The organism is Rhodococcus tukisamuensis NBRC 100609, from assembly GCF_001894985.1.
Lineage (GTDB): Bacteria > Actinomycetota > Actinomycetes > Mycobacteriales > Mycobacteriaceae > Rhodococcus_G > Rhodococcus_G tukisamuensis.
The window spans coordinates 1-24,929 of sequence record NZ_BCXG01000044.1; the positions used below are offsets into that span (position 1 = coordinate 1).

23 protein-coding genes and 2 pseudogenes are annotated in these 24,929 nt (G+C 69.9%); 22 read left to right on the forward strand and 3 right to left on the reverse strand.

Annotated elements, in window-relative coordinates:
- The 13 genes from ribD to RT2_RS24490 form a co-directional block, all read left to right on the forward strand.
- Window positions 1–781, forward strand: a 781-nt coding sequence (gene ribD, locus RT2_RS24430) for a bifunctional diaminohydroxyphosphoribosylaminopyrimidine deaminase/5-amino-6-(5-phosphoribosylamino)uracil reductase RibD (RefSeq protein WP_072847403.1), incomplete at its 5' end; no start/stop codon positions are given.
- Window position 782: 1 nt separating this feature from the next.
- A complete protein-coding gene (locus RT2_RS24435) occupies window positions 783–1,391 on the forward strand; it encodes a riboflavin synthase (RefSeq protein WP_072847404.1) in 609 nt (202 codons plus the stop codon).
- A 99-nt stretch (window positions 1,392–1,490) separates the two neighbouring features.
- A complete protein-coding gene (locus RT2_RS24440; protein ID WP_072847422.1) occupies window positions 1,491–2,744 on the forward strand; it encodes a bifunctional 3,4-dihydroxy-2-butanone-4-phosphate synthase/GTP cyclohydrolase II in 1,254 nt (417 codons plus the stop codon).
- Window positions 2,741–3,238, forward strand: a complete 498-nt coding sequence (ribH, locus tag RT2_RS24445; protein WP_072847405.1) for a 6,7-dimethyl-8-ribityllumazine synthase — start codon at window positions 2,741–2,743, stop codon at window positions 3,236–3,238. Before RT2_RS24440 ends, ribH begins: the two co-directional genes overlap by 4 nt.
- Window positions 3,235–3,702, forward strand: coding sequence for a PH domain-containing protein (locus RT2_RS24450; RefSeq protein WP_072847406.1), 468 nt, complete (start codon window positions 3,235–3,237; stop codon window positions 3,700–3,702). Before ribH ends, RT2_RS24450 begins: the two co-directional genes overlap by 4 nt.
- Window positions 3,703–3,804: 102 nt before the next feature.
- Window positions 3,805–5,934 (forward strand): excinuclease ABC subunit UvrC, encoded by a 2,130-nt coding sequence (gene uvrC / locus RT2_RS24455; RefSeq protein ID WP_072847407.1) that lies wholly within the window; start codon window positions 3,805–3,807, stop codon window positions 5,932–5,934.
- Window positions 5,935–5,946: 12 nt separating this feature from the next.
- Window positions 5,947–6,846: an RNase adapter RapZ gene (gene rapZ / locus RT2_RS24460; protein WP_072847408.1), complete on the forward strand. Its 900-nt coding sequence runs from the start codon at window positions 5,947–5,949 to the stop codon at window positions 6,844–6,846.
- On the forward strand, window positions 6,843–7,865 hold the full coding sequence (locus RT2_RS24465) for a gluconeogenesis factor YvcK family protein (protein ID WP_072847409.1): 1,023 nt from the start codon (window positions 6,843–6,845) through the stop codon (window positions 7,863–7,865). The genes rapZ and RT2_RS24465 overlap by 4 nt, the downstream gene beginning before the upstream one ends.
- Complete coding sequence (gene whiA / locus RT2_RS24470; RefSeq protein ID WP_072847410.1) at window positions 7,856–8,839, forward strand: DNA-binding protein WhiA; 984 nt, start codon at window positions 7,856–7,858, stop codon at window positions 8,837–8,839. Before RT2_RS24465 ends, whiA begins: the two co-directional genes overlap by 10 nt.
- A 226-nt stretch (window positions 8,840–9,065) precedes the next feature.
- Entirely contained in the window at window positions 9,066–10,085 is a 1,020-nt protein-coding gene (gene gap, locus RT2_RS24475) for a type I glyceraldehyde-3-phosphate dehydrogenase (protein ID WP_072847411.1), read from the forward strand.
- Window positions 10,086–10,090: 5 nt separating this feature from the next.
- Complete coding sequence (locus tag RT2_RS24480) at window positions 10,091–11,302, forward strand: phosphoglycerate kinase (RefSeq protein ID WP_072847412.1); 1,212 nt, start codon at window positions 10,091–10,093, stop codon at window positions 11,300–11,302.
- A 3-nt stretch (window positions 11,303–11,305) separates the two neighbouring features.
- Window positions 11,306–12,091, forward strand: a complete 786-nt coding sequence (gene tpiA, locus RT2_RS24485; protein ID WP_072847413.1) for a triose-phosphate isomerase — start codon at window positions 11,306–11,308, stop codon at window positions 12,089–12,091.
- A 251-nt stretch (window positions 12,092–12,342) separates the two neighbouring features.
- Window positions 12,343–12,792 carry a nitroreductase family deazaflavin-dependent oxidoreductase gene (locus RT2_RS24490; protein WP_072847423.1) on the forward strand — a complete coding sequence of 150 codons (450 nt, stop codon included), beginning with the start codon at window positions 12,343–12,345 and terminating at the stop codon, window positions 12,790–12,792.
- Window positions 12,793–12,810: 18 nt separating this feature from the next.
- On the opposite strand, the gene speG is transcribed toward RT2_RS24490, so the two are convergent.
- Window positions 12,811–13,332, reverse strand: a complete 522-nt coding sequence (speG, locus tag RT2_RS24495; protein WP_072847414.1) for a spermidine N1-acetyltransferase — start codon at window positions 13,330–13,332, stop codon at window positions 12,811–12,813.
- Between the two features lie 113 nt (window positions 13,333–13,445).
- Here speG and RT2_RS24500 point away from each other — a divergent pair, with 113 nt between their 5' ends.
- The gene (locus RT2_RS24500; RefSeq protein WP_072847415.1) at window positions 13,446–14,069 is read left to right on the forward strand and encodes a TetR/AcrR family transcriptional regulator; all 624 of its coding nucleotides are present in this window, start codon (window positions 13,446–13,448) and stop codon (window positions 14,067–14,069) included.
- Between the two features lie 7 nt (window positions 14,070–14,076).
- Window positions 14,077–15,738, forward strand: a complete 1,662-nt coding sequence (locus tag RT2_RS24505) for an FAD-binding dehydrogenase (protein WP_072847424.1) — start codon at window positions 14,077–14,079, stop codon at window positions 15,736–15,738.
- A 69-nt stretch (window positions 15,739–15,807) separates the two neighbouring features.
- Here the strand turns inward: RT2_RS24505 and RT2_RS24510 are convergent, their stop codons facing one another.
- Window positions 15,808–16,698 (reverse strand): tyrosine-protein phosphatase, encoded by an 891-nt coding sequence (locus RT2_RS24510; protein WP_245709181.1) that lies wholly within the window; start codon window positions 16,696–16,698, stop codon window positions 15,808–15,810.
- A 256-nt stretch (window positions 16,699–16,954) separates the two neighbouring features.
- Between RT2_RS24510 and secG the strand changes: the two genes are divergently transcribed.
- The 3 genes from secG to RT2_RS24525 all read left to right on the forward strand — a co-directional run bounded on the left by secG (window position 16,955) and on the right by RT2_RS24525 (window position 20,662).
- Window positions 16,955–17,188 carry a preprotein translocase subunit SecG gene (gene secG, locus RT2_RS24515; protein WP_072847417.1) on the forward strand — a complete coding sequence of 78 codons (234 nt, stop codon included), beginning with the start codon at window positions 16,955–16,957 and terminating at the stop codon, window positions 17,186–17,188.
- 78 nt (window positions 17,189–17,266) lie between these two features.
- Entirely contained in the window at window positions 17,267–20,065 is a 2,799-nt protein-coding gene (gene ppc / locus RT2_RS24520; RefSeq protein WP_072847418.1) for a phosphoenolpyruvate carboxylase, read from the forward strand.
- A 99-nt stretch (window positions 20,066–20,164) separates the two neighbouring features.
- Window positions 20,165–20,662, forward strand: coding sequence for an ArsI/CadI family heavy metal resistance metalloenzyme (locus RT2_RS24525; RefSeq protein ID WP_072847419.1), 498 nt, complete (start codon window positions 20,165–20,167; stop codon window positions 20,660–20,662).
- A 70-nt stretch (window positions 20,663–20,732) separates the two neighbouring features.
- Here RT2_RS24525 and RT2_RS24530 read toward each other — a convergent pair.
- Window positions 20,733–20,857 (reverse strand): annotated as a pseudogene (locus RT2_RS24530) (heat-shock protein HtpX); the annotation flags it as partial.
- 364 nt (window positions 20,858–21,221) lie between these two features.
- On the opposite strand from RT2_RS24530, the gene RT2_RS24535 reads away from it, so the two are divergent.
- The 4 genes and pseudogenes from RT2_RS24535 to RT2_RS24550 form a co-directional block, all read left to right on the forward strand.
- On the forward strand, window positions 21,222–23,939 hold the full coding sequence (locus RT2_RS24535) for an ATP-binding protein (protein ID WP_072847420.1): 2,718 nt from the start codon (window positions 21,222–21,224) through the stop codon (window positions 23,937–23,939).
- Window positions 23,940–23,952: 13 nt separating this feature from the next.
- A complete protein-coding gene (locus RT2_RS24540) occupies window positions 23,953–24,387 on the forward strand; it encodes a roadblock/LC7 domain-containing protein (protein ID WP_072847425.1) in 435 nt (144 codons plus the stop codon).
- A 13-nt stretch (window positions 24,388–24,400) separates the two neighbouring features.
- On the forward strand, window positions 24,401–24,775 hold the full coding sequence (locus RT2_RS24545) for a DUF742 domain-containing protein (protein ID WP_072847421.1): 375 nt from the start codon (window positions 24,401–24,403) through the stop codon (window positions 24,773–24,775).
- Window positions 24,776–24,791: 16 nt separating this feature from the next.
- A pseudogene (locus tag RT2_RS24550) lies at window positions 24,792–24,929 on the forward strand (ATP-binding protein); the annotation flags it as partial.

Here is a 24,929-nt window from a genome sequence, read left to right on the forward strand (position 1 = left end):
GCTGCTCGCGGCGGGCGTCACCCGGGTGCTGTTCGCGGCGGCGGACCCCAACCCGCAGGCTGCTGGGGGAGCCGACACGCTGCGCGCGGCGGGCGTCGAGGTCATCGCCGGATTCGGCGCCGACGACGTCGAATCCGGACCGTTGCGGGCCTGGCTGCACCGCCAGCGCACCGGCCGCGCCCACGTCACCTGGAAGTTCGCCGCCAGCCTGGACGGCCGCAGCGCCGCCGCCGACGGCACCAGCCAGTGGATCACCGGACCGCAGGCGCGGGCCCGGGTGCACGTGCAGCGCGCCAAGCTCGACGCCATCGTGGTCGGCACCGGCACGGTCCTGGCCGACGACCCGTGGCTGACCGCCCGCAACCCCGACGGCACCCTCGCCGCGCACCAGCCGCTGCGGGTGGTCGTCGGGCAGCGGCCGATCCCGGCCGGCGCGAAGGTGCTCGACGACGCCGCGCCCACCCTGGTGCTGCGGACCCGGGACCCGCGTGAGGTGCTGGACGCGCTGGCCGACCGGCCCGACGTCCTGCTCGAGGGCGGACCGCACCTGGCCGGGGCGTTCCTCGCCGCCGGGCTCGTCGACCGGGTCCTCGCGTTCCTCTCACCGGTACTGCTCGGTGCGGGCGCGAGCGCGGTGGAGGATGCTGGGGTCGGCACCATCGGGCAGGCCCTGCGGTTCCACCGGGAGTCGGTCGAGACCGTCGGCGACGACCTGCTGCTCAGCCTGACCCCGAATTTTCCGTCGTCATCAGAGAAGAACCACACGCAAGGAGCGGACTGAAGTGTTCACCGGGATCGTCGAAGAACTGGGTGAGGTCGTCGCGAAGGAGGACCTGGCCGACGCGGCGCGCTTCACCGTGCGCGGCGCGCTGGTGACCTCCGACGCCGGCCACGGCGACTCGATCGCGGTCAACGGCGTCTGCCTGACCGTGGTCGACATCCTGGACGGTGACTCGTTCACCGCCGACGTGATGGCCGAGACGCTGGACCGCTCCAGCCTCGGCGCGCTGTCCGTCGGCAGCAAGGTCAACCTCGAGCGCGCGGCCGCGCTGAACAGCCGGCTCGGCGGGCACCTGGTGCAGGGCCACGTCGACGCCACCGGCACCGTGGTCAACCGGGCGCCCTCCGAGAACTGGGAGGTGGTGCGCATCTCGCTGCCCGCCTCGATCTCCCGGTACGTGGTGGAGAAGGGCTCGATCACCGTCGACGGCGTGTCGCTGACCGTCTCCTCGCTCGGCGCGGACGCGGACGGCGAGTACTTCGAGATCTCGCTGATCCCCACCACCCTGGAGATGACCACCCTCGGCGCCGCGGTGGTCGGCACCCCGGTGAACCTCGAGGTGGACGTGATCGCCAAGTACGTCGAGCGGTTGCAGACCGCCGGCCGCTAGGCAGGTCGAATTACGGCCGCCACACCCGGGGGTCGTACTGTTGAGGTGCATCGACGGGTGCACACAGGGCTATTCATGACATTGATGGAGCGCAGGCACGTGACCAGGTTCGACAGTATCGAGCGCGCAGTAGCCGATATCGCCGCAGGCAAGGCCGTCGTCGTCGTCGACGACGAGGACCGCGAAAACGAGGGCGACCTCATCTTCGCCGCGGAGAAGGCGACGCCCGAGCTCGTGGCGTTCATGGTGCGGTACACCTCCGGTTATCTCTGTGTGCCCCTGGACGGGGACGACTGCGACCGGCTCGGCCTGCCGCCGATGGTCTCGAGCAACCAGGACAAGCACGGCACCGCCTACACGGTGACGGTCGACGCCAAGGAAGGCATCGGCACCGGCATCTCGGCGTCCGACCGCGCCGCGACCATGCGGTTGCTGGCGGACCCGTCGAGCGGCGCCCACGACTTCACCCGCCCCGGCCACGTGGTGCCGCTGCGCGCCAAGGAGGGCGGCGTGCTGCGCCGTCCCGGCCACACCGAGGCGGCCGTCGACCTGGCCCGGATGGCGGACCTGCGTCCGGCCGGCGTGATCTGCGAGATCGTCAGCCAGAAGGACGAGGGCCACATGGCCCAGACCGACGAGCTGCGGGTGTTCGCGGACGACCACAACCTGGCGATGATCTCGATCGCCGACCTGATCTCCTGGCGTCGCAAGCACGAGAAGCACGTGGTGCGGATCGCCGAGGCGCGGATCCCCACCGCCCACGGCGACTTCCGGGCCGTCGGCTACCAGAGCATCTACGACGAGGTCGAGCACGTCGCCCTGGTCCGCGGCGACCTGGCGGGCCCGGACGGCGACGGCAGCGACGTGCTGGTGCGGGTGCACTCCGAGTGCCTGACCGGTGACGTCTTCGGCTCACTGCGCTGCGACTGCGGCCCGCAGCTGGACGCCGCGCTCGACATGGTGGCCCAGGAGGGGCGCGGCGTGGTGCTCTACATGCGCGGCCACGAGGGCCGCGGCATCGGCCTGATGCACAAGCTGCAGGCCTACCAGCTGCAGGACGCCGGCTCCGACACGGTGGACGCGAACCTCGAGCTGGGCCTGCCCGCCGACGCCCGCGACTACGGCATCGGCGCGCAGATCCTCGTCGACCTCGGCATCACCTCGATGCGGCTGCTGACCAACAACCCGGCCAAGCGGGTGGGCCTGGACGGCTACGGCCTGCAGATCACCGAGCGGGTGCCGATGCCGCTGCGCGCGAACGCCGAGAACCTGACCTACCTGCGCACCAAGCGGGACCGGATGGGCCACGACCTGGTCGGACTGGACGACTTCGAGACCGGAGGAGCACGGTGAGCGGTGAAGGACTTCCGTCCCTGCAGCTGGGCGCGGCCAAGGACCTCAAGCTCGCCATCGTGGCCGGCTCGTGGCACACCGAGATCTCCGAGGCGCTGATCGCGGGCGCCAAGCGGGTGGCCAAGCAGGCGCAGATCGAGGACGTCACGTTGATCCGGGTGGCCGGCGCCATCGAGCTGCCGGTCGTCGCGCAGGCCCTGGCCCGCACCCACGACGCGGTCGTCGCGCTCGGCGTCGTCATCCGCGGCGGCACCCCGCACTTCGAGTACGTGTGCGACGCCGTCACCGCCGGGCTGACCCGCGTCTCGCTCGACGAGAGCACCCCGGTCGCGAACGGCGTGCTCACCACCGACAACGAGCAGCAGGCCCGGGACCGCTCGGGACTGCCCGGATCGGTCGAGGACAAGGGCGGGCAGGCGTGTGCCGCCGCGATCGACACCGCGGTCACGCTCAAGCACCTGCGACAGCCTTGGACGGAGGATTCCTTCCGATGAGTGCCTGGGAGATGGAGGTCCGGTCCAAGAAGACCGCCCGTTTCGCGGTCGGCATCGCGGCGGTCTTCGTGCTGGTGTTCGTGGTGCTCGCGGTGCTGCTGCGCGGCTCGCAGACCGGCGTGTACTTCCGCTTCGTCGACCAGTTGTCGATGGCCGGGATCGGTGTGGCCCTGGCCGGTGGAACGCTGATCCTGACGCGGCCGCGGCTGCGGGTCAACGCGGAGGGCGTCGGGGTGCGCAACGCGATCACCGAGCGCTTCGTGGAGTGGGACCTGGTGCAGGGGCTCTCGTTCCCCGACGGGGCGGCGTGGGCACGCATCGACCTGCCCGACGACGAGTACATCCCCGTGCTGGCGATCCAGGCGAACGACCGGGAGCACGCGGTCGACGCGGTCCGCCGGTTCCGGGCCCTCGAGGCGAAATACGCGCCGGTGCAGACGAATCAGGGTTCTCCGGGAGCGTAGAGGGGCTCTGTCGGGAGCCTGGGCAGGGTCTTCCGCGAGCGTAGACAGCGTCCGCCGGGAGTGACGCCGTGGCCTGTCGGGGCGGACGACTAGCCTGGTGGGGTGTCAGATCCCGCCAGCTACCGCCCCGCCACGGGAACCATCCCGGTGGCGCCCGGCGTGTACAAATTCCGCGATCCGCACGGCCGGGTCGTCTACGTCGGCAAGGCGAAGAGCCTGCGGAGCCGGCTGAACTCGTACTTCGCGGATGTCGCGTCGCTGCACCCACGAACCCGGCAGATGGTCACCACCGCCGCCAGCGTCGAGTGGACGGTGGTGACCACCGAGGTCGAGGCGCTGCAGCTCGAGTACAACTGGATCAAGGAGTTCGATCCCCGCTTCAACGTCCGCTACCGGGACGACAAGACCTACCCGGTGCTCGCGGTCACGCTGAACGAGGAGTTCCCGCGGCTGTTCGTCTACCGCGGCCCGCGCCGCAAGGGCGTGCGCTACTTCGGCCCGTACTCGCACGCCTGGGCGATCCGCGAGACGCTGGACCTGCTGCTGCGGGTCTTCCCCGCGCGGACCTGCTCGACGGGGGTGTTCAAGCGGCACAACCAGATCGGCCGGCCGTGCCTGCTCGGCTACATCGACAAGTGCTCGGCGCCGTGCGTCGGGCGGGTCTCGGCGGTCGAGCACCGCGAGATCGTCGAGGACTTCTGCGACTTCCTCGCCGGCCGCACCGACAAGCTCGTCCGGGAGCTCGAACGCCGGATGCAGGAGGCCTCGGACGAGCTGGACTTCGAGTCCGCCGCCCGGCTCCGCGACAACCTCGGAGCGCTGCGCAAGGCGCTGGAGAAGCAGGCGGTGGTGCTCGGCGACGGCACCGACGCCGACGTGGTGGCGTTCGCGGCGGACGAGCTCGAGGCGGCCGTGCAGGTCTTCCACGTGCGCGGCGGCCGGGTCCGCGGTCAGCGCGGCTGGGTGGTGGAACGGACGGGGGACAGCGGCACCGAGGAACTCGTCGAGCAGTTCCTCACCCAGTTCTACGGCGAGCAGGCCGCCCTCACCGACGCCCCGGAGCTGCAGGCGGACAAGGCCACCGTGGTCCCGCGGGAGGTGCTGGTGCCGGTGTTGCCCGGCAACTCCGGGCAGCTGCAGGAGTGGCTGAGCGGGCTGCGCGGGTCCGCGGTCGCGTTGCGGGTGCCGCAGCGCGGCGACAAGAAGGCGCTCGCGGAGACCGTCGAGCGCAACGCGAAGGAGGCCCTGGGCCAGCACAAGCTGCGCCGGGCCGGCGACCTCACGTCGCGGTCGGCGGCGTTGCAGGGCATCCAGGACGCGCTGGACCTGGACCAGGCGCCGCTGCGCATCGAGTGCATCGACATCAGCCACGTCCAGGGCACCGACGTGGTGGCGTCGCTGGTGGTGTTCGAGGACGGCCTGCCGCGCAAGTCCGACTACCGGCACTACTCGATCCGGGAGGCCGCGGGGGACGGGCACTCGGACGACGTCGCGAGCATCGCGGAGGTCACCCGGCGGCGGTTCCTGCGGCACGGTCTCGACGCCGGCCGGGCCGAGTCGGGCCCGGTGCCCGCGCCAGGGGGCGACAGCGACAACGGCGGGGACACCGCGCCGGAGGCCGCGCTCGATCCGCAGACCGGCCGGCCCCGCCGGTTCGCATACCCGCCGAACCTGTTCGTGGTCGACGGCGGCGCGCCGCAGGTCGCGGCGGCGGCAGCGGTGCTCGACGAGTTGGGCGTCACCGACGTCGCGGTCGTGGGGCTGGCCAAGCGACTCGAGGAGGTGTGGGTGCCGGGGGAGGAGGATCCGGTGATCCTGCCGCGCACCAGCGAGGCGCTGTACCTGCTGCAGCGGGTCCGGGACGAGGCGCACCGGTTCGCCATCACCTTCCACCGGAGCAAGCGTTCCCGCCGGATGACCGCGTCGGCGCTGGACTCGGTTCGCGGGCTCGGCGAGACCCGGCGCACCGCACTGGTCACCCACTTCGGTTCGGTGGCAAAGCTGAAACAGGCCACCGTGGACGAGATCACGGCGGTGCCGGGCATCGGGGTCACCACCGCCCGGGCCGTGCTGGCGGCGCTCGGCGCGGAGCCCGAACCGGACACCGCGACGAATCGGGCGGCGGACACGGAAGTACTGTCCAGGGTCGAAGCATCGGTCGTCAGCGGCCCGGTGGGGGATGATGGGCCGGGCACGCAGTCGGGAGCGGCGCTCGACACGTCGAGGGAGTGAGGGGGGCATCGAGTGGACATTCAGACCGACGACGTCGACCCGGGCATCGAGGTGGCGCTCGTCACCGGGCTCTCGGGCGCGGGCCGGAGCACAGCGGCCAAGGTGTTCGAGGACCTCGGCTGGTACGTGGCGGACAACCTGCCGCCCGAATTGCTCTCCAGGATGGTCGATCTGGGGCTCGAGCCGGCGTCGAGGATCCGGAAGCTCGCCGTCGTGATCGACGTGCGCAGCCGGCTGTTCACCGGTGACCTGGTCTCGGTGATCGGCGAGGTCGCGCCGAAGACCACACGGACCCGGGTGCTGTACCTCGACGCCGCGGATCCGGTGCTGGTGAGACGATTCGGGCAGGTTCGCCGCAGCCACCCGCTGCAGGCCGAGAGCATCGACGGCACGCTGATGGAGGGCATCGCGGCCGAGCGGTCCCAGCTCGAGCCGGTGAAGGCGGTCGCGGACCTGGTGATCGACACCTCGCAGCTGCTGGCCCAGGAGTTGCGGCAGAAGATCGAGGCCGCCTTCGGTGGCGGCGACGTCGACACCATCGCGGTGACGGTGCAGTCCTTCGGCTTCAAGTACGGCCTGCCGATGGATGCCGACCTGGTGTGCGACGTCCGGTTCCTGCCGAACCCGCACTGGGTCCCCGAACTTCGCGAGCACACCGGCCGAGACGCCGCGGTCCGGGACTTCGTCCTCGGCCAGGACAGCGCCGAGGACTACCTCGAGACCTATCGGCACGTGGTGGAGTTGACAACCAACGGATACCGTCGGGAAGGCAAGCGGTACATGACGATTGCGGTGGGATGCACCGGTGGGAAGCACCGGAGCGTCGCAATGACCGAGGCACTGGCGGCGCGGCTCGGGCGGGACAGTTCTGTCACCGTCTCCGTGGTGCACCGGGACCTGGGGCGCGAATGACGGGCGAGGCGATCGTGCCGGGCCCCGTGGTCACCGCCCTCGGCGGCGGGCACGGGTTGTTCGCCACCCTGCGCGCCGCGCGACGGCTCAGCACCGACGTGACCGCCGTGGTCACCGTCGCCGACGACGGCGGGTCCTCCGGCCGGCTGCGGTCGGAGCTCGGGGTGATCCCGCCCGGTGACCTTCGGATGGCGCTGGCGGCCCTCGCCGCCGACGAACCCGACGTGCGAACCTGGACGGAGACGCTCCAGCACCGGTTCGGCGGCACCGGCGCGCTGGCCGGTCACTCGGTCGGCAACCTGATCCTCGCGGGCCTCACGGAGGTGCTGGGAGACACCGTGTCCGCGCTGGACGAGATGTCGCGGGTGTTGCGGATCCAGGGTCGGGTACTGCCGATGTCGCCGATCCCGCTCGCGATCGAGGCCGATGTCGGCGGACTCGAGTCGGACCCGCGGGTGAGCCGGTGCATCCGCGGCCAGGTCGCGGTGGCCACCACGCCGGGCAAGGTCCGACGGGTCCGGCTGCTGCCGTCCGACCCGCCGGCGTGCCCGGACGCCCTGGACGCCATCGAGCGGTCCGACCTGGTGCTGCTCGGGCCCGGGTCCTGGTTCTCCAGCGTGATCCCGCACGTCCTGGTGCCGGAGCAGTTGCAGGCGTTGATCCAGTCCCGCGCCCGCAAGGCGTTGATCCTGAACCTGGCGGCCGAGCCCGGCGAGACCGCCGGCTTCTCCGCTGAGCGTCACCTGCACGTGCTCTCCCAGCACGCGCCGGAACTCACCGTCGACGACGTGATCGTCGACTCGAGTTCGGTGCCGGATGGCAGCGAACGCGAGCACCTGTGCCGCGCCGCCCGACGCCTCGGCGCCGCGGTGACCTACGCGGACGTCGCCGAGCCCGGCACCGCCACCCATCACGCGGGCAAGCTCGCCGCCGCGCTCGACAGCCTGCGGGCGGTCGGAGCCGGCGAGCGCTCCGCATTTCACTCAACCCCCGGAAGGGAGTCCACTTCGTGGCAATGACAGCGGAGGTCAAGGACGAGCTGAGCAGGCTCGCTGTGACCCAGGTCTCGGCCCGCAAGGCAGAGGTCTCGTCGCTGCTCCGATTCGCGGGCGGGCTGCACATCGTGGCCGGCCGGGTCGTCGTCGAGGCGGAGGTGGACCTGGGCAACACCGCGCGGCGGCTGCGCCGGGAGATCTTCGAGCTGTACGGCTACGGGGCAGACGTTCACGTGCTCGGCGCCGGCGGGCTCCGCAAGACCTCCCGGTACATCGTCCGGGTGGCAAAGGAGGGCGAGGCGCTGGCGCGCCAGACCGGGCTGCTGGACCTGCGCGGGCGTCCGGTGCGCGGACTGCCGGCCCAGGTGGTCGGCGGCAGCCTCGCCGACTCGGAGGCGGCGTGGCGCGGGGCCTTCCTGGCGCACGGTTCCCTGACGGAGCCGGGTCGCTCCTCGTCGCTCGAGGTGAGCTGCCCCGGGCCGGAGGCGGCGCTGGCCCTGGTGGGCGCGGCTCGTCGACTCGGGGTGGCGGCGAAGGCCCGTGAGGTGCGGGGCGCGGACCGGGTGGTGGTGCGGGACGGCGAGGCCATCGGCGCGCTGCTGACCCTGATGGGCGCCCAGGACACGCGGTTGACCTGGGAGGAGCGCCGGATGCGCCGGGAGGTGCGGGCGACCGCGAACCGGCTGGCGAACTTCGACGACGCGAACCTGCGGCGCTCGGCGCGGGCCGCGGTGGCCGCGGCCGCCCGGGTGGAGCGGGCGCTGGACATCCTCGGTGAGGACGTGCCGGACCACCTCGCGGCCGCGGGCAGCCTGCGGGTCGAGCACCGGCAGGCGTCACTGGAGGAACTCGGCCAGCTGGCCGACCCGCCGATGACGAAGGACGCGGTGGCGGGCCGGATCCGGCGGCTGCTGTCGATGGCGGACCGCAAGGCCCGCGAGACCGGTATCCCGGACACGGAGTCGGTGGTCACGTCCGACCTGCTGGACGAGGCGTAGCGGAGCGGCAGCCGAGCATCGGTACCGAGGCGTAGCGGAGCGGCAGCCGAGCATCGGTACCGAGGCGTAGCGCAGCGGCAGCACCGACACCTAGCACAGTGGCGGGCTGCGGCGTAGCGGTCTCGCGCCAACCAGTGGGAGCAGATTCCTGCCTCCCACGGTCGGCGCACTAGTGTGTGGCATACATCTGATCGAGAACACGAGAAATTGGTCAAAGGAGCGAATTGTGACTGTCCGGGTAGGCGTTAACGGCTTCGGTCGTATCGGACGTAACTTCTTCAGGGCCGTCGATGCGCAGAAGGCGCTCGGCACCACTGACATCGAGATCGTGGCGGTCAACGACCTGACCGACAACGCGACTCTGGCTCACCTGCTCAAGTACGACTCGATCCTGGGTCGCTTGCCGTACGACGTCTCCCTGGACGGCGACGACACGATCGTCGTCGGCGAGCAGCGGATCAAGGCGCTCGCGCACCGCGGCCCCCTGAACGAACTGCCCTGGGGCGAGCTGGGCGTCGACGTCGTCGTCGAGTCCACCGGCATCTTCACCGACGCCGCGAAGGCCAAGGGCCACCTCGAGGCCGGCGCCAAGAAGGTCATCATCTCCGCGCCCGCCAAGGGTGAGGACCTGACCGTGGTCATGGGCGTCAACGACGACCAGTACGACGGCAGCCAGAACATCATCTCCAACGCCTCGTGCACCACCAACTGCCTCGGCCCGATCGCCAAGGTGCTCGACGACGAGTTCGGCATCGTCAAGGGTCTGATGACCACGATCCACGCCTACACCCAGGATCAGAACCTGCAGGATGCCCCGCACAGCGACCTGCGTCGCGCGCGTGCCGCGGCCCTGAACATCGTCCCGACCGGCACCGGTGCGGCCAAGGCCATCGGCCTGGTGCTCCCGCAGCTGCTCGGCAAGCTGGACGGCTACGCCCTGCGCGTGCCGATCCCGACCGGCTCGGTCACCGACCTCACCGCGAACCTGCGCAAGCCGGCCACCGCCGAAGAGATCAACGCCGCGATGAAGGCCGCCGCCGAGGGTCCCCTCAAGGGCATCCTCAAGTACACCGACGCGCCGATCGTCTCCTCGGACATCGTCACCGACCCGCACTCGTCGATCTTCGACTCGGGCCTGACCAAGGTGATCGACGACCAGGTCAAGATTGTCTCCTGGTACGACAACGAGTGGGGCTACTCCAACCGCCTGGCGGACCTCATCGGTCTCGTCGCGAAGTCCCTCTGATACACGTGGCTGTCAAGACGCTGAAGGACCTGCTGGACGCAGGCGTCGCGGGGCGCACCGTGCTGGTGCGCTCGGACCTGAACGTCCCGCTGGACAACGGCACGATCACCGACGCGGGCCGCATCGTCGCCTCCGCGCCGACCATCGGCGCGCTCGCCGAGGCCGGCGCGAAGGTCATCGTGATGGCGCACCTCGGTCGCCCGAAGGGCGAGCCGGACCCGGCGCTCTCGCTGGCACCGGTCGCCGCGAAGCTGGGCGAGGTGCTGGGCCGCAACGTCCAGCTCGCCGGTGACGTGGTCGGTCAGGACGCGCTCGCGCGTTCGGAGGGCCTCACCGACGGGGACGTCCTCCTGCTGGAGAACATCCGCTTCGACCCCCGTGAGACCAGCAAGGACGACGCGGAGCGGGCCTCGCTCGCGAAGGCGCTCGTCGAGCTGGTGGACGGGGACGGCGCGTTCGTCTCCGACGGCTTCGGTGTCGTGCACCGCAAGCAGGCGTCGGTGTACGACGTGGCAGCGCTGCTGCCGCACTACGCCGGCAACCTGGTCGCGGCCGAGGTCGAGGTGCTCGAGAAGCTGACCGCCGACTCGGAGCGTCCGTACGCGGTGGTCCTCGGTGGCTCGAAGGTCTCGGACAAGCTCGCCGTGATCGAGGCGCTCGCCCCCAAGGTGGACACCCTCGTCATCGGTGGCGGCATGTTCTACACCTTCCTGGCCGCGCAGGGCGTCAAGGTCGGCAACTCGCTGTGCGAGGAGTCGATGGTCGGCACCTGCAAGGACCTGCTCGAGCGGTTCGCAGACGTGCTGCACATCCCGCTCGACGTGGTCATCGCCGACTCGTTCTCGCCGGATGCGGAGTCGAGGGTCGTCTCGGCCCTCGACATCCCGGACGGCTGGATGGGCCTGGACATCGGACCCGGCTCGACGGAGCGCTTCGCGGCGATCCTCTCGGGCGCGAAGACGGTGTTCTGGAACGGTCCGATGGGCGTGTTCGAGTTCGAGAAGTTCTCGGCCGGCACCAAGGGTGTCGCCGAGGCGATCGTCGAGGCCACCGGCAAGGGCGCGTTCAGCGTCGTCGGCGGCGGCGACTCGGCCGCGGCCGTGCGTCAGCTCGGCCTGCCCGAGGACGGCTTCTCGCACATCTCCACCGGTGGCGGTGCCTCCCTGGAGTACCTGGAGGGCAAGTCCCTTCCCGGCATCGAAGCCCTGGAGGTCTGAGGGATGGCACGCAAGCCACTCATCGCCGGCAACTGGAAGATGAACCTCAACCACCTCGAGGCCATCGCCCTGGTGCAGAAGATCGCGTTCTCGCTGCCGGAGAAGTACTTCGAGAAGGTCGACGTGACGGTGATCCCGCCGTTCACCGACATCCGCAGCGTGCAGACGCTGGTCGAGGGCGACAAGCTCCTGCTCACCTACGGTGCACAGGACGTCTCCGCGCAGGATTCCGGCGCGTACACCGGTGAGATCAGCGGTTCGATGCTGGCCAAGCTCGGCTGCACCTTCGTGGTGGTCGGCCACTCGGAGCGTCGCACCCTGCACGGGGAGACGGACGAGACGGTCCTGGCCAAGACGAAGGCGGCGCTGAAGAACGGGCTCACCCCGATCGTCTGCATCGGCGAGGGCCTCGACATCCGCGAGGCGGGCGAGCACGTGGCCTACAACGTCGCGCAGCTGCGGGGCTCGCTCGCCGGCCTGTCCGCGGACGAGATTTCGAAGATCGTCGTCGCGTACGAGCCGGTGTGGGCCATCGGTACCGGTCGCGTCGCCTCGGCGGCGGACGCGCAGGAGGTGTGCAAGGCGGTCCGCGACGAGCTGGTCGCGCTCGCCTCGGCGGAGGTCGCCGCGGGTGTCCGAGTGCTCTACGGCGGCTCGGTCAACGCCAAGAACGTCGGCGAACTGGTCGCGCAGCCCGACATCGACGGTGGACTGGTCGGCGGTGCCTCGCTCAAGGCCGACGAGTTCGCGACGCTGTCGGCAATCGCGGCGGGCGGTCCGCTGCCGTGATCTGACGGTCGCAGAACGAACGCCGGTGGGCGCGTGGTCTTCGGACTGCGCGCCCACTGGCGTTTTCGGGGCGCAGTCATGTCGATCCCGATGCACTGTGTTCCGCTGGCACATCCAGATGGATCCGAAGTGCGACGCCTTCGGTCATCGGGTCACCGTGCGACGACACTGACGCGGGCGGCGAGCGAAGTCTCGGGCCGGGCCCCGCGACGTGACTACGCTGGACCGCACACGATCCGGAGGTGGGCACGGTGAAGGTCGAAGAGAATCCGATCGTCCAGAAGATCGGGGTGCGGGTTCTGCAGGTGCATCAGTGGGTCTACGAACGCACGGGCGGACGGATCGGGCACCGGATCCTCGGCGTCCCGTGCCTGCTGCTCGACACCGTCGGCGCGAAGACCGGGCAGCCGCGCGTCAGCAGCCTCACCTACGTGCGCGACGGCGAGGACTACGTCGTCGTGGCGTCCAAGGGTGGTGCGCCGCAGTCGCCGGGGTGGTACTTCAACCTGAGGGCCCACCCGGATGCGTCGATTCGGGTGGGCACGACGAGGATACCGGTCACCGCCGGGTTGCTCGGACCCGATGATCCGGACTACGCGCGACTGTTCGCCGCCGCCGACGCCAACAACAGCGACCGGTACAGCGGGTACCAGCGGCACACCACCCGTCCGATCCCGATCGTGGTGCTCACCCCGCGCTGATCGCCGGGTCGTTCGGGCCTACCGTGCGAGGAAGTCGCGCTGGAAGATGGCCATCCGGGTGGCGTCGCGGTACCTGCCCGCGGCGAAGAACTCCTCGCGCAGCACGCCTTCGACGGTGAAGCCGACCTTCTGGTAGATGTGCACGGCCGCGTGGTTCTCGGTGTCGACGAGGAGGTGCACCTTGTGCAGGTTGAGCACGCCGAACGCGTGGGCGAGCACCTTGCGGGTCGCGATGCCGGCGTAGCCCTTGCCCTGGTTCCCCGGAGCCACGATGATCTGGAACTCGCAGTTGCGGTGGATGTAGTCGATCTCCACCAGTTCGACGAGGCCGACCGCGTTGTCGTCGGCCTCGATCACGAAGCGTCGTTCCCGTTCGTCGTGGATGTGCCGGTCGTAGAGCTGCGTCAGTTCCGCGAGCGACTCGTACGGTTCCTCGAACCAGTAGCGCATCACCTGTGAGTCGTTGAACAGCAGATGTACGAACGGCAGGTCGGCCCGTTCCAGGGGGCGCAGGTTCACCGTCGTCGAGTTGTCGGCCACGAGACGCAGCCTATCGCCGACGAGTCGTGCCGGGCGGTAGTCGCGGCGACGTGGCGCGGGCGCGGGCTGTGGATTTCCCCCACCGGCGCTTTCGATACATTAATGTATCGAACATGCCGAGGAGTCGAGCGCAGACACGGGAGCGGTTGCTCGCGGCCGCCCTCGACGTGTTCGCGGAGGAGGGGTTCGGCCGGTCGACCGTCGAACAGGTCTGCGAGCGCGCGGGTTTCACGCGCGGCGCGTTCTACTCCAACTTCGATTCGCTGGACGAGCTGTTCCTCGCGATGTGGGGGCAACGGTCGCAGGCGATGCTCGACGGGATCCGGGACGCGGTCGCCGCCGCCGAGGCGGCCGCTGACGCCGAACCGTTCGACCTCGACCAGGGCGCCGCCCGCATCCTCGCCGCGATCCCGGTCGAGGACCGCTGGTACCGGATCACGGCCGAGTTCACCGCCCACGCCCTGCGGAACCCCGCCCTGAAATCGGTGATGGCCGCCCGGGAGGCCGCGATCCAGGCGACGATCCTGCCGATCGTCGACTCCGCGCTGGCGCGGGCCGGGCGTCGGATCACCGACCCGCAGGCGCTCGGCCGCGCGCTGGTCGCCGTCCACGACGGCACGTCCGTCCAGGTCCTGATGGAACCGGGCGACCCGCAGATCGTCAGTGCACGCACCGAACTGTTCGTGTGTGTGCTGCGCAATTTCAGTGAGAACAGCAGTCCCAGCGAGAACAAGTGAGGTGCAGATGTCCGAGACAGTCGATGTCATCGTCGTCGGGGGCGGGCTCGCCGGCCTGGTGGCGACCTACGAACTGACCCGCGCCGGCCGATCCGTCGTGGTGGTCGACCAGGAGAACGAGGCCAACCTCGGCGGCCAGGCCTTCTGGTCGCTGGGCGGGTTGTTCATGGTGGACAGCCCGGAGCAGCGGCGGATGGGCATCAAGGACTCCTACGAGCTGGCGCTGCAGGACTGGCTCGGCAGCGCCGGGTTCGACCGCGAGCGCGAGGACCACTGGGGCCGGCGGTGGGCGCAGGCCTATGTGCAGTTCGCGGCCGGCGAGAAGCGCGCCTACCTGCACGATCTCGGCCTCAAGGTGATGCCGAACGTCGGCTGGGCGGAGCGCGGCTCGGGGCTCGCCACCGGGCACGGCAACTCGGTGCCCCGCTTCCACATCACCTGGGGTACCGGGCCGGAGGTGGTTCGGGTATTCCGTGAGCCGGTGCTCGCGGCCGCCGCACGGGGTCTGGTCACGTTCAAGTACCGGCACCAGGTGGACGAACTGATCGTCGAGGACGGGGCCGCGGTGGGTGTTCGGGGCACCGTCCTCGCGCCGTCCACCGAGCCGCGCGGGGTCAAGTCCAACCGCACCCCGGCGGGGGAGTTCGAGTTGCGTGCGCAGGCGGTGATCGTGACGTCCGGCGGCATCGGCGGCAACCAGGAACTGGTCAAGCAGAACTGGCCGGTGGAGCGGCTCGGCCCGGTCCCGAAGCGCATGATCACCGGGGTGCCGGCCCACGTGGACGGCCGGATGCTCGGCATCACGGAGGAGGCGGGCGGCAACATCGTTAACCGGGACCGCATGTGGCACTACACCGAGGGCATCGTCAACTGGGACCCGATCTGGCCGAACCATGCCATCCGGATCATTCCGGGCCCGTCGTCGCTGTGGCTGGACGCGACCGGCAACCGTCTCCCGGTGCCGCTGTTCCCGGGATTCGACACCCTCGCCACCCTGAAGCACATCGTCGGTACCGGACACGACCACACCTGGTACATCCTGACCCAGTCGATCATCGAGAAGGAGTTCGCGCTCTCGGGTTCGGAGCAGAACCCCGACATGACCGGCAAGGACCTCAAGCTGTTGCTGGGCCGGGTGAAGAAGGGCGCGACCGGCCCGGTCGAGGCGTTCAAGCAGCACGGCGAGGACTTCGTGGTCCGCGACAACCTGCGCGACCTGGTCGACGGCATGAATGCGATCAACCCGGGTCCGCCGCTGGACTTCGAGCAGGTCGAACGGGAGGTCGTGGCGCGCGACCGGGAGGTGGACAACGCGTACTCCAAGGACATGCAGCTGATGGCGATCAAGAACGCGCGCGCCTACACCCCGGACAAGGTCATCCGGGTGGCCAAGCCGCACAAGCTGCAGGACCCCGCGCACGGGCCGATGATCGCGGTGCGGCTGAACCTGCTGACCCGCAAGACCCTCGGTGGTCTGGAGACCAACCTGGACTCGCAGGTGATCCGGCCGGACGGCAGCACCTTCGACGGCCTGTACGCGGCCGGCGAGGTCGCCGGGTTCGGCGGCGGCGGTGTGCACGGGTACAACGCGCTCGAGGGCACCTTCCTGGGCGGCTGCATCTTCTCCGGCCGGGCCGCGGGCCGGGCGCTCGCCCGAGACCTGGGCTAGGCGCTGCGCACTCGTGCGCGCTTTCGGTCCCCAGGGGCGTAAAGCGCGCACGAGTGGCGGAGCCGCCTGTCAGCCGACCAGCTTGGCCTTCAGCTTCGCGATGGTGTCGGCGCTCAGGCCCAGGCCGTCGGTCAGGTACTTGTCCATCGTGCCGTAGGTCGCGGTCATCTCGTCCAGGCCGGCCTGCAGGAAGCTCTCCTCGACGGTCACCAGCGGGATGAAGTTGACGTACTTGTCGCCGAATGAGGCCTTGAGCCCCGCGGTGTTCTTGGCGATCGAGTCCTTGGCGTACTCGTTGGTGAGCAGGTAGTCGTCCATGATCGTCTTCTGGTCGACGCCCGCCAGGGTGAGCAGGACGGCGGACGTCCAGCCGGTGCGGTCCTTGCCCGCGGTGCAGTGGAACACCTGGCCGCCGCCGTCGGTGTTGGCCAGGTCGGTGAACAGTTCCGCGAACTTTGCCTTCTCGACCGCGCCGCTGACGAAGGCCACGTTCATGTCCTGCATCATCTTGCGGGCGTCGTCGGGCGCGTTGATCTTGCCGAGCATCTCGTTGATGTTGCCGGACAGGATCGGGATGCGCTTGTACGTCACGTCGGCCGGGAGCATGTCCTTCTTGCTCGCGACCTCGTCGTCGGTGCGCAGGTCGTAGACGGTGGAGAGGTCCAGGGCGGTGAGGGTGGCCATGTCCGCCTCGTTCGGCACGATCGCGTTCGCCCGGTAGAAGACGCCCTTGTTCACGTGCGCGCCGTCGGCGGTGGCGTAGCCCGCGCCGGTCCCGGCGACGTCCCGGAAGTTGTCGATGCTCGCGAGCCGCGGTGCGTCGGGGGCAGGGGCCTCGGAGCTGCCGAGCGCGGCAGAGCCCGTGTCGAACAGCGAGGCCAGCGCCGGCGGTACGGCCGGCTCGGCCTGGGCCAGCCCGGCCCCGCCCACGCCGGTGAGCAGCGCGGTACTGGCGACCATGAGCACGCCGGCGATCCTTGAACTGTGTCGTGACATTGAGTGGGCCTTCCGGTGATGTGGCTAGTCCTGTCGGGACGGGAAGGTAGCCACCGGGGCAACGGACTGTCACGGGGAATGTTCGGTTTCTCCCGCTCAGCGAGCACAAATCGTGCTCGTCACGGCCAGTTGGCGATGTGTGCCTGATTGTGGGGCCGAGACTGTAGGCTGGGACAGCTTGTGGCCATATCCGTCATGCGAAGGGCAGAGTACAGCCGAAATGAAACTGTTCCTGGACATCCTGCTGGTGATCACCAGCCTGCTGCTCATCCTCCTGGTGCTGCTGCACCGCGGCAAGGGTGGTGGCCTGTCCAGCCTCTTCGGTGGTGGCGTGCAGTCCAGCCTCTCCGGTTCCAGCGTCGTCGAGAAGAACCTCGACCGGATGACGGTCTTCACGGCCGCCATCTGGCTCATCGCCATCCTCGGCATCGGCCTGGAGATCAAGTTCAGCTGACCGCAGTGACGCGCACCGGTGTCGGCGTCCGGCCCCGCTCACGCTGCACCGGCGGCGCCGGACGCCGATACTGAGGCGATGACCCGGCCGTCGTCGCAGGAACTGCCACCCGACCCGCCCCGCGAGGCGACGGAACCGCTCCGCGAGGACATTCGGCTGCTCGGCGGTCTGCTCGGCGACGTCGTCCGGGAGCAGGCCGGAGAGGCGGTGTTCGACCTGGTCGAACGCGCCCGAGTCGGGTCGTTCCGCGTCCGTCGTTCGGAGATCGACCGGGCCGAGCTGGCCGCGTTGTTCGCGGACCTCGGCGTCGACACGGCGATCCCGGTGATCCGGGCGTTCAGTCACTTCGCGTTGCTCGCGAACCTGGCCGAGGACCTGCACCGGGAGCGACGCCGCGCGATCCATGTCAGGGCCGGCGAGCCGCCGCAGGACAGCAGCCTGGCCGCGACCTACCGCAAGCTCGACGCCGCGCACCTCGACTCGGCGGTGGTGGCGCGCGCACTCGACGGCGCGCTGGTGGCGCCGGTGATCACCGCGCACCCCACCGAGACCCGGCGGCGCACCGTCTTCGAGACGCAGAGCCGGATCACCGAGCTGATGCGGCTGCGTGAACGCACCGAACTCGACGCCGCCGAGAGCGCCGACGTCGAGCGTGCGCTGCGTCGCCAGATCCTCACGCTGTGGCAGACGGCGCTGATCCGGTTGTCCCGGTTGCGGATTCAGGACGAGATCGAGGTGGGCCTGCGGTACTACGACGCCGCCCTCTTCGAGGCGGTGCCGCGGATCAACGCGGAACTGCGGGCCGCGCTGCGCTCGCGGTGGCCCGACGCGGACCTGCTGCCGGAGCCGATGCTGCGGACCGGGTCCTGGATCGGCGGGGACCGCGACGGCAACCCGTACGTGACCGCCGAGGTGGTGCGCCGGGCCACCCGCCGCGCGGCCGCCACCGCGCTCGGCCGCCACCTGCGCGAACTCGAGTCCCTGGAGCGGGAACTGTCGATGTCCGAGCGGCTGGTCACGGTGTCGTCGGAGCTGACCGACCTGGCGGGCGCGTCCGGCGACGAGTCGGCCTTCCGCTTCGACGAACCGTACCGACGGGCGGTGCGCGGGATCCGCGGCCGGACCAGCGCCACGGCGCGCCGAATACTCGGCGGCGACGCCGCGTCGCTGCCGTCCCTGCTGCCCGAGCCGCGACTCGCCCCGTACATGGCACCCGCCGAACTGCTCGCCGACCTGGCCGTGGTGGACGCCTCCCTGCGCGGTCACGGCGACGCACTGCTCGCCGACGATCGGCTGGCCTTCCTGCGGGAGTCGGTGCAGGCGTTCGGCTTTCACCTCTCCGGACTGGACATGCGGCAGAACTCGGAGGTCCACGAGAGGGTGGTGGCGGAGCTGCTGGCGTGGTCGGGCACGCACCCGGACTACCTGGGGTTGGCGGAACCGGACCGGGTGGCGCTGCTCTCCGGCGAACTGCGGAGCCGGCGCCCGCTGACGCGGCCCGACGCGGTGCTGGGGGAGTTGGCCGCCTCGGAGCTCGCGATCCTGGCGGCCGGCGCGCAGGCGGTCCGGGACATCGGACCGGGCGCGGTGCCGAACTACGTCATCAGCATGTGCACTTCGGTGAGCGACCTGCTGGAGGCGGCGGTCCTGCTCAAGGAGGTGGGCCTGGTGGTGCCGGGGGACGCGACCGCCGCGCCGTCCGCCGCGGTGGACATCGTGCCGCTGTTCGAGACGATCGAGGACCTGCGCGGCGGCGCCGCGACCCTGACGGCCGCGCTGGACGTGCCCGTCTACCGGGAACTGGTGAAGGCCCGCGGCTGGCGTCAGGAGGTGATGCTCGGCTACTCCGACTCCAACAAGGACGGCGGATACCTGGCCGCGAACTGGGCGCTGTACCGCGCCGAGCTGGACCTGGTCGAGGCGGCCAGGGCCGAGGGGCTGCGGCTGCGACTGTTCCACGGCCGGGGCGGCACGGTCGGTCGCGGCGGCGGACCCAGCTACGAGGCGATCCTGGCGCAGCCGCCCGGCGCGGTGGCGGGCTCGCTGCGGATCACCGAGCAGGGCGAGGTGATCGCCGCCAAGTACGCCGAACCCCGTCTGGCGCACCGGAACCTGGAGACGCTGCTGGCCGCCACCCTGGAATCGACGCTGCTCGACGTCGAGGGGCTGGGCGACGATGCCGAACCCGCATACCGGCTGCTCGACGAGCTGGCGGAGCGGGCCCGGGTGGCCTACAGCGACCTGGTGCACGAGACGCCGGGGTTCGTCGAGTACTTCACGACGTCGACCCCGGTCGCGGAGATCGGCGCGCTCAACATCGGCAGCCGTCCGGCCTCGCGCAAGCCCACCGAGTCCATCGAGGACCTGCGGGCGATCCCGTGGGTGCTGTCCTGGAGTCAGTCCCGGGTGATGCTGCCCGGCTGGTACGGCACCGGCGCGGCGTTCGAGGACTGGGTGGACGGGGACCCGGAGCGGCTGGCCCGGCTCACCGATCTGTACCAACGGTGGCCGTTCTTCCGGACCGTGCTCTCGAACATGGCGATGGTGATGGCGAAGGCGGACATGGGTCTGGCCGCCCGGTATTCGGAACTGGTGCCGGACCCCGAACTGCGCGAGCGGGTGTTCGGCAAGATCACCACCGAGTACGCACGGACGGTGGAGATGTGCATGGCCGTCACCGGCAGTGACGACCTGCTGGCCGACAACCCGGCGGTCAAACGGTCCGTGCACAACCGGTTCCCGTACCTCGAACCGCTCAACCACCTGCAGGTGGAGCTGCTGCGCCGGTACCGGGCCGGCGACGACAGCGACCAGGTGCGGCGCGGGATCCAGCTGACGATGAACGGGCTCGCGACCGCGCTGCGGAACAGCGGCTAGGGGCCAACAGCGACCAGGCCAATGTATTGACTTATGTCGAAGAGGTGGCATGCTGGGGAGGTACCTAATTCGACATATGTCACATACATGGAGGCTGTCATGTCACGCGCCCAGCTCGCACTCAACGTCGACGACCTGGAGGCGGCAGTTGCGTTCTACTCGAAGCTGTTCGGGACCGAACCGGCGAAGCTGAAGCCGGGCTATGCGAACTTCGCGATCGCGGAACCGCCGCTGAAGCTGGTGTTGCTCGAGAACCCCGGCAAGGGCGGCACGATCAACCACCTCGGCGTCGAGGTCGAGTCGTCCGCGAAGGTGCACGAGGAGATCGCACGTCTGACCGGCGAGGGTCTGTTCACCGACGAGGAGATCGGCACGACCTGTTGCTTCGCCACCCAGGACAAGGTGTGGGTGACCGGTCCGGCCGGGGAGAAGTGGGAGATCTACACGGTGCTCGCCGATTCGGAGACCTTCGGGTCGAGCCCGCAGCACCTCGATCTCCTGGCCGCCGAGGAGGGCGGTGTCTGCTGCGGCACGGCATCGGCAACCGATCCGGCGTCCGAGGAGTCGGCGGCACCGGCCGGTCCGTCCTGCTGCTGACGTCGACCGTCGGCGAGTGAATGTCGGTCGACCGAAACGGTCGACCGAAACGGTCGGCCGACAGTCGTCGTCAGGCGGTGGTCGGGACGAGTTCGGCGACGAGTGCCTGGACCCGGGCGCGGATCTCGTCGCGGATCGGCCGGATGCCGTCGACGCCCTGCCCGCCGGGTCCTCGAGCGCCCAGTCTCGGGAGCTGACGCTCAGACGCGCCCGCCGACCCGTTCGTCACGAAACTGTGACGAATGTCATGTTCTGTGCTCGGCCCAGTGGTGCGAATGGGGCGCAAGAGTCAGAACCGGGTCAATGAAACTGATGGGTTCTCGAAATTCGACCGACAGCTTCATCCGACAGTCGATGGTCGTGCCGGGCCGCGGAACGACGGCCGTTGAGCGCTGTACTAAAGCCGCCTTACCAGGATAGTCTCCGAGCCCGCCTGGGCATTTTGCTGACGGCGCGTTCATTCGGTCACGGTACGGGGGTCGGAGTCCGGGAGTTGGCGTGTGTGCAGTCGTGTCAGGCCTTGGAGCAGTGAGCTCAAATGATCAGAAAGTGAGCTCGAATGACTAGGAGCGAGCCGAGGCCGGCCAACCGGCTGTTGAACATCGGTCTGCGATGGAAGGTCGCCGCGGTGCTCGCCGTGCCGGTTACCGCGGCCGTGGTGCTGGGCGGTCTCCGGGTGGAGAACGAAATCACCACCGCGGCGAATTTCAGTTCCGCTGCAGAACAGGTCGCCGAGATCCCGGCCATCGTCGAGGTCGGTACCGCACTCGGCACCGCCTCGGCGGCGGTAGGCACCGGGACGATGACGGCCCAGGACATCCAGGCAGTCAAGGACGGCGTGGCAGCCGCTCGCCCCGCGGTCGGGAACCCGGCGATCAGCCCGGCGGTGAGCACAGATCTCGACCGGGCCCTGACGACGGTCGAACAACTGACGGAAGAGATCGAGTCGCGTACGACTGCTCCGGACCTTCCGCAGCGAACCGCAGACGTCCGCGCGCAGCTGGCTGGGATCATCGACGAGATCCTGGCACCGATCGAAGATCCAGATGTCATCTCCGCTCACAGCCGATTGACCGGCTCCTGGTCCGCACAGCGGCGCCTTGCTGACCAGGTCACCGGTGCTCTCACGCTTCTCAAGGACCCGAATGCCCCGCTCACGAACCTGGTGACCGCGGCGGGCGCCGAACTGGCGATGATCGACCTTCTGGCCGGCCAGTTCCCGACGGTGGAAAGCCAGATCGACCTGCTCCGCGATGGCGTCACCTACCGCGTCGACGCGATCGAAAAAGCTGCGGGTGGCCCGTTGCCGCTGCTCGAACTTCGTCAGTCCCTCATCGAGAGTCGCGACGTCTACGGTGCGCTGATCGACGAGTCCTCGAGGGACATCGTGAGTACCGTTGACCAGCGTGCCGAGGCGGCACGGACCGCGGCGCTACGCGACGGCATCCTCGTGCTCACGGCACTGTTGGCCACGGTGGTCCTCGGGCTGCTGGTGGCACAGTCGTTGGTCCATCCGATCCGACGGCTGCAGCAGAGCGCGCTGCAGGTCGCCAACCACGACCTGCCCGACGCCATCGAGCGGATCAAGGTCGGCGACAGCTCCGCGGTCACCGACTTCGAGCCGATCCCGGTGCACACCACCGAGGAGATCGGCACGCTCGCCCGCGCTGTCGACGACATGCACGGTCAGGCGCTCAAGCTCGCCGGCGAGCAGGCGCAGTTGCGGCTGCAGATCGGTGACATGTTCGAAACGCTCGCCCGGCGAAGCAAGTTGCTGGTCGACCAGCAGCTCGGCCTGATCGAGAACCTCGAGTTCGAGGAGAAGGATCCCACGCGGCTCGAGAGCCTGTTCCGGCTCGACCACCTCGCTGCCCGTATGCGTCGAAACGGCGACAACCTGCTGATCCTCTCGGGTACCCGTACCCGCCGCGGCCACTCCGAGCCCGTCCAGGTCGGTGACGTGCTGCGCGCAGCGATGTCCGAGGTCGAGGACTACCAGCGGGTGGAGGTCGGCAACACGCCGCAGGGCGCGATCGCGGGTGCCGTCGCCACGGACATCGTGCACCTGCTGGCCGAACTGCTGGACAACTCGCTGCGCGCGTCCCCGCCCGAGTCCAGGGTGACGTTCAACTTCGACCGCGCCGTCGACGGCGGCCTGCTGCTCGAGATCTCCGACATGGGCATCGGCATCCCGCCGGCCGAGATGGCCGCGATCAACCAGCGGCTGACCGTGGGCGGCGAGGTCAGTGCCGAGACGGCCCGCCACATGGGCCTGTTCGTCGTCAGCGAGCTCGCGACGCAGCACGGCCTGACCGTCCGGATGCGCCCGACCTTCGACACCGTCCGGAACCAGGGCGTCACCACGAGCGTGCACATTCCGCGCACCGTGATGGTCTCGCCGTTGTCGCTGGCCATGACCGGCCCGCAGTCTGCGCTGGAGACTCACGACGCGACGGCCGCTCAGCAGTGGGCTCCCGCGCCGATGCGGCAGATGCCCGAGCCCATCGCCCCGGTCTCGGTCACCGTGGGTCCGGGTCCGATCACCCTGTCGCAGGATGGCGCGGCCCCGGTGCCCGAGCCGCCACAGCCTGTCGCGGGATCGTCGTTGCCGCAACGTAACCCGGGCGCTGCGGCGGGGTTCACGGAGCGACCCACTCCGGCCCCGATCGCATCGCTCCCGCGGCGCACCCCCGGCGCCACTCCCGGGTTGCCGCAGCGACCCGACACGGTCGCGCCGGCGCCCGTGCAGAGCCCCGTGCAAACTCCCGTGCCGGCCCCGGCCCCGGCGCCGGAACCGGTCGTCGCGCCGGCGCCCGCGGCCGGACCGCCCACCGACGAACCGGGGGTGTCGAGGCGGCACCGCTATCGCCTGAACTCGGAGAAGACGGCGTCGTTCTTCGCGGCCCGACCGCGGACGGAGGAGCCGGCGGGGCTGCTCTCGACCGAGACGACACCGATCTTCATGGGGATGGTCTCGGACTGGCTGACCGACCCCACCGATGCCGAGGTGGGCCCGGCCTGGAAGTCCGCCGCGGACGTAGGCTGGGACGCCGCCAACCGGGCCGCCGGGCCACGCGGCGAGTCGCGTACCGCTTCGGGGCTGCCGCAACGTCAGCCCGGCCAGCGACTGGTTCCCGGCGGCGTCGAGGGGGCTGACCAGATCGACACGCCGCCGAGGCTGCGCGACCCGGATGCGATCCGCGAGAAGCTCAGCAGGCACCAACAGGGCATCCGCGAGGGCCGCGCCGCCGGCCAGTCGGAACGCAACAGCATCTAAGGAGACAATGAACATGGATCAGGGATCCGAGCGCAACCTGGATCAGGGATCCGCGGGTCGCAGCTCACTCGACTGGCTGGTCTCGAACTTCGCCCGCGACACACCGGGCGTCACCCACGCGGTGCTGGTGTCCGCGGACGGGCTGCTGATGGCGGCCAGTGCCCACCTGCCGGTGGACCGGGCCGAGCAGCTGGCGGCGGTGACCTCCGGGCTCGCGAGCCTGTCGGCGGGCGTCTCCCAGCTGTTCGAGGGCGGCGGAGTGCTCCAGTCGGTGGTCGAGATGCAGCGTGGCTACCTGCTGCTGATGAGCGTCGGCGACGGCTCGCACCTGGCGACGCTGACCTCGGCGGGCTGCGACATCGGGCAGGTCGGCTACGCGATGGCGCTGCTGGTGGACCGTGTCGGTACCACCGTGCAGGCGGCGCCCCGAGCCGCCGCCGGGACCTGAGTACGACGTGGCCATGGACGACAGGAACTTCGAACAAGCAGGCACCGGACCGAGTCTGGTCCGGCCGTACTCGCTGACGTCCGGGCGTACCCTGCCGGCGGTCGAGTTGGCGCTCGAGGCGCTGATCCAGGCCCTGCCGGACACCGCGAACCGAAACTGGGAACTCGGGGACGTGGACGCGACGATCGTGGCATTGTGCGCACAGTCGCCGTCCGTGGCCGAGATCGCTGCCCGGGTCGGTGTGCCGATCGGTGTCGCGCGGGTGCTGGTCGCGGACCTGGTCGAGTCCGGTCAGTTGCGAATCCTGGCCACCCTGAAAGAAGACGCCAGCGACAGCGAACGTCGTGAACTCATTGAAAGGGTCCTCGGTGGACTTCGGAAAATCTAGCGCGCAACCCGGCCGGGTGACGTCGACCAAGATCGTCGTGGCCGGGGGGTTCGGCGTCGGCAAGACCACGCTGGTCGGTGCGGTGTCCGAGATCGTGCCGCTGCGGACCGAGGCGTTGGTCACCGACGCTTCGGTCGGCGTCGACAACCTCAGT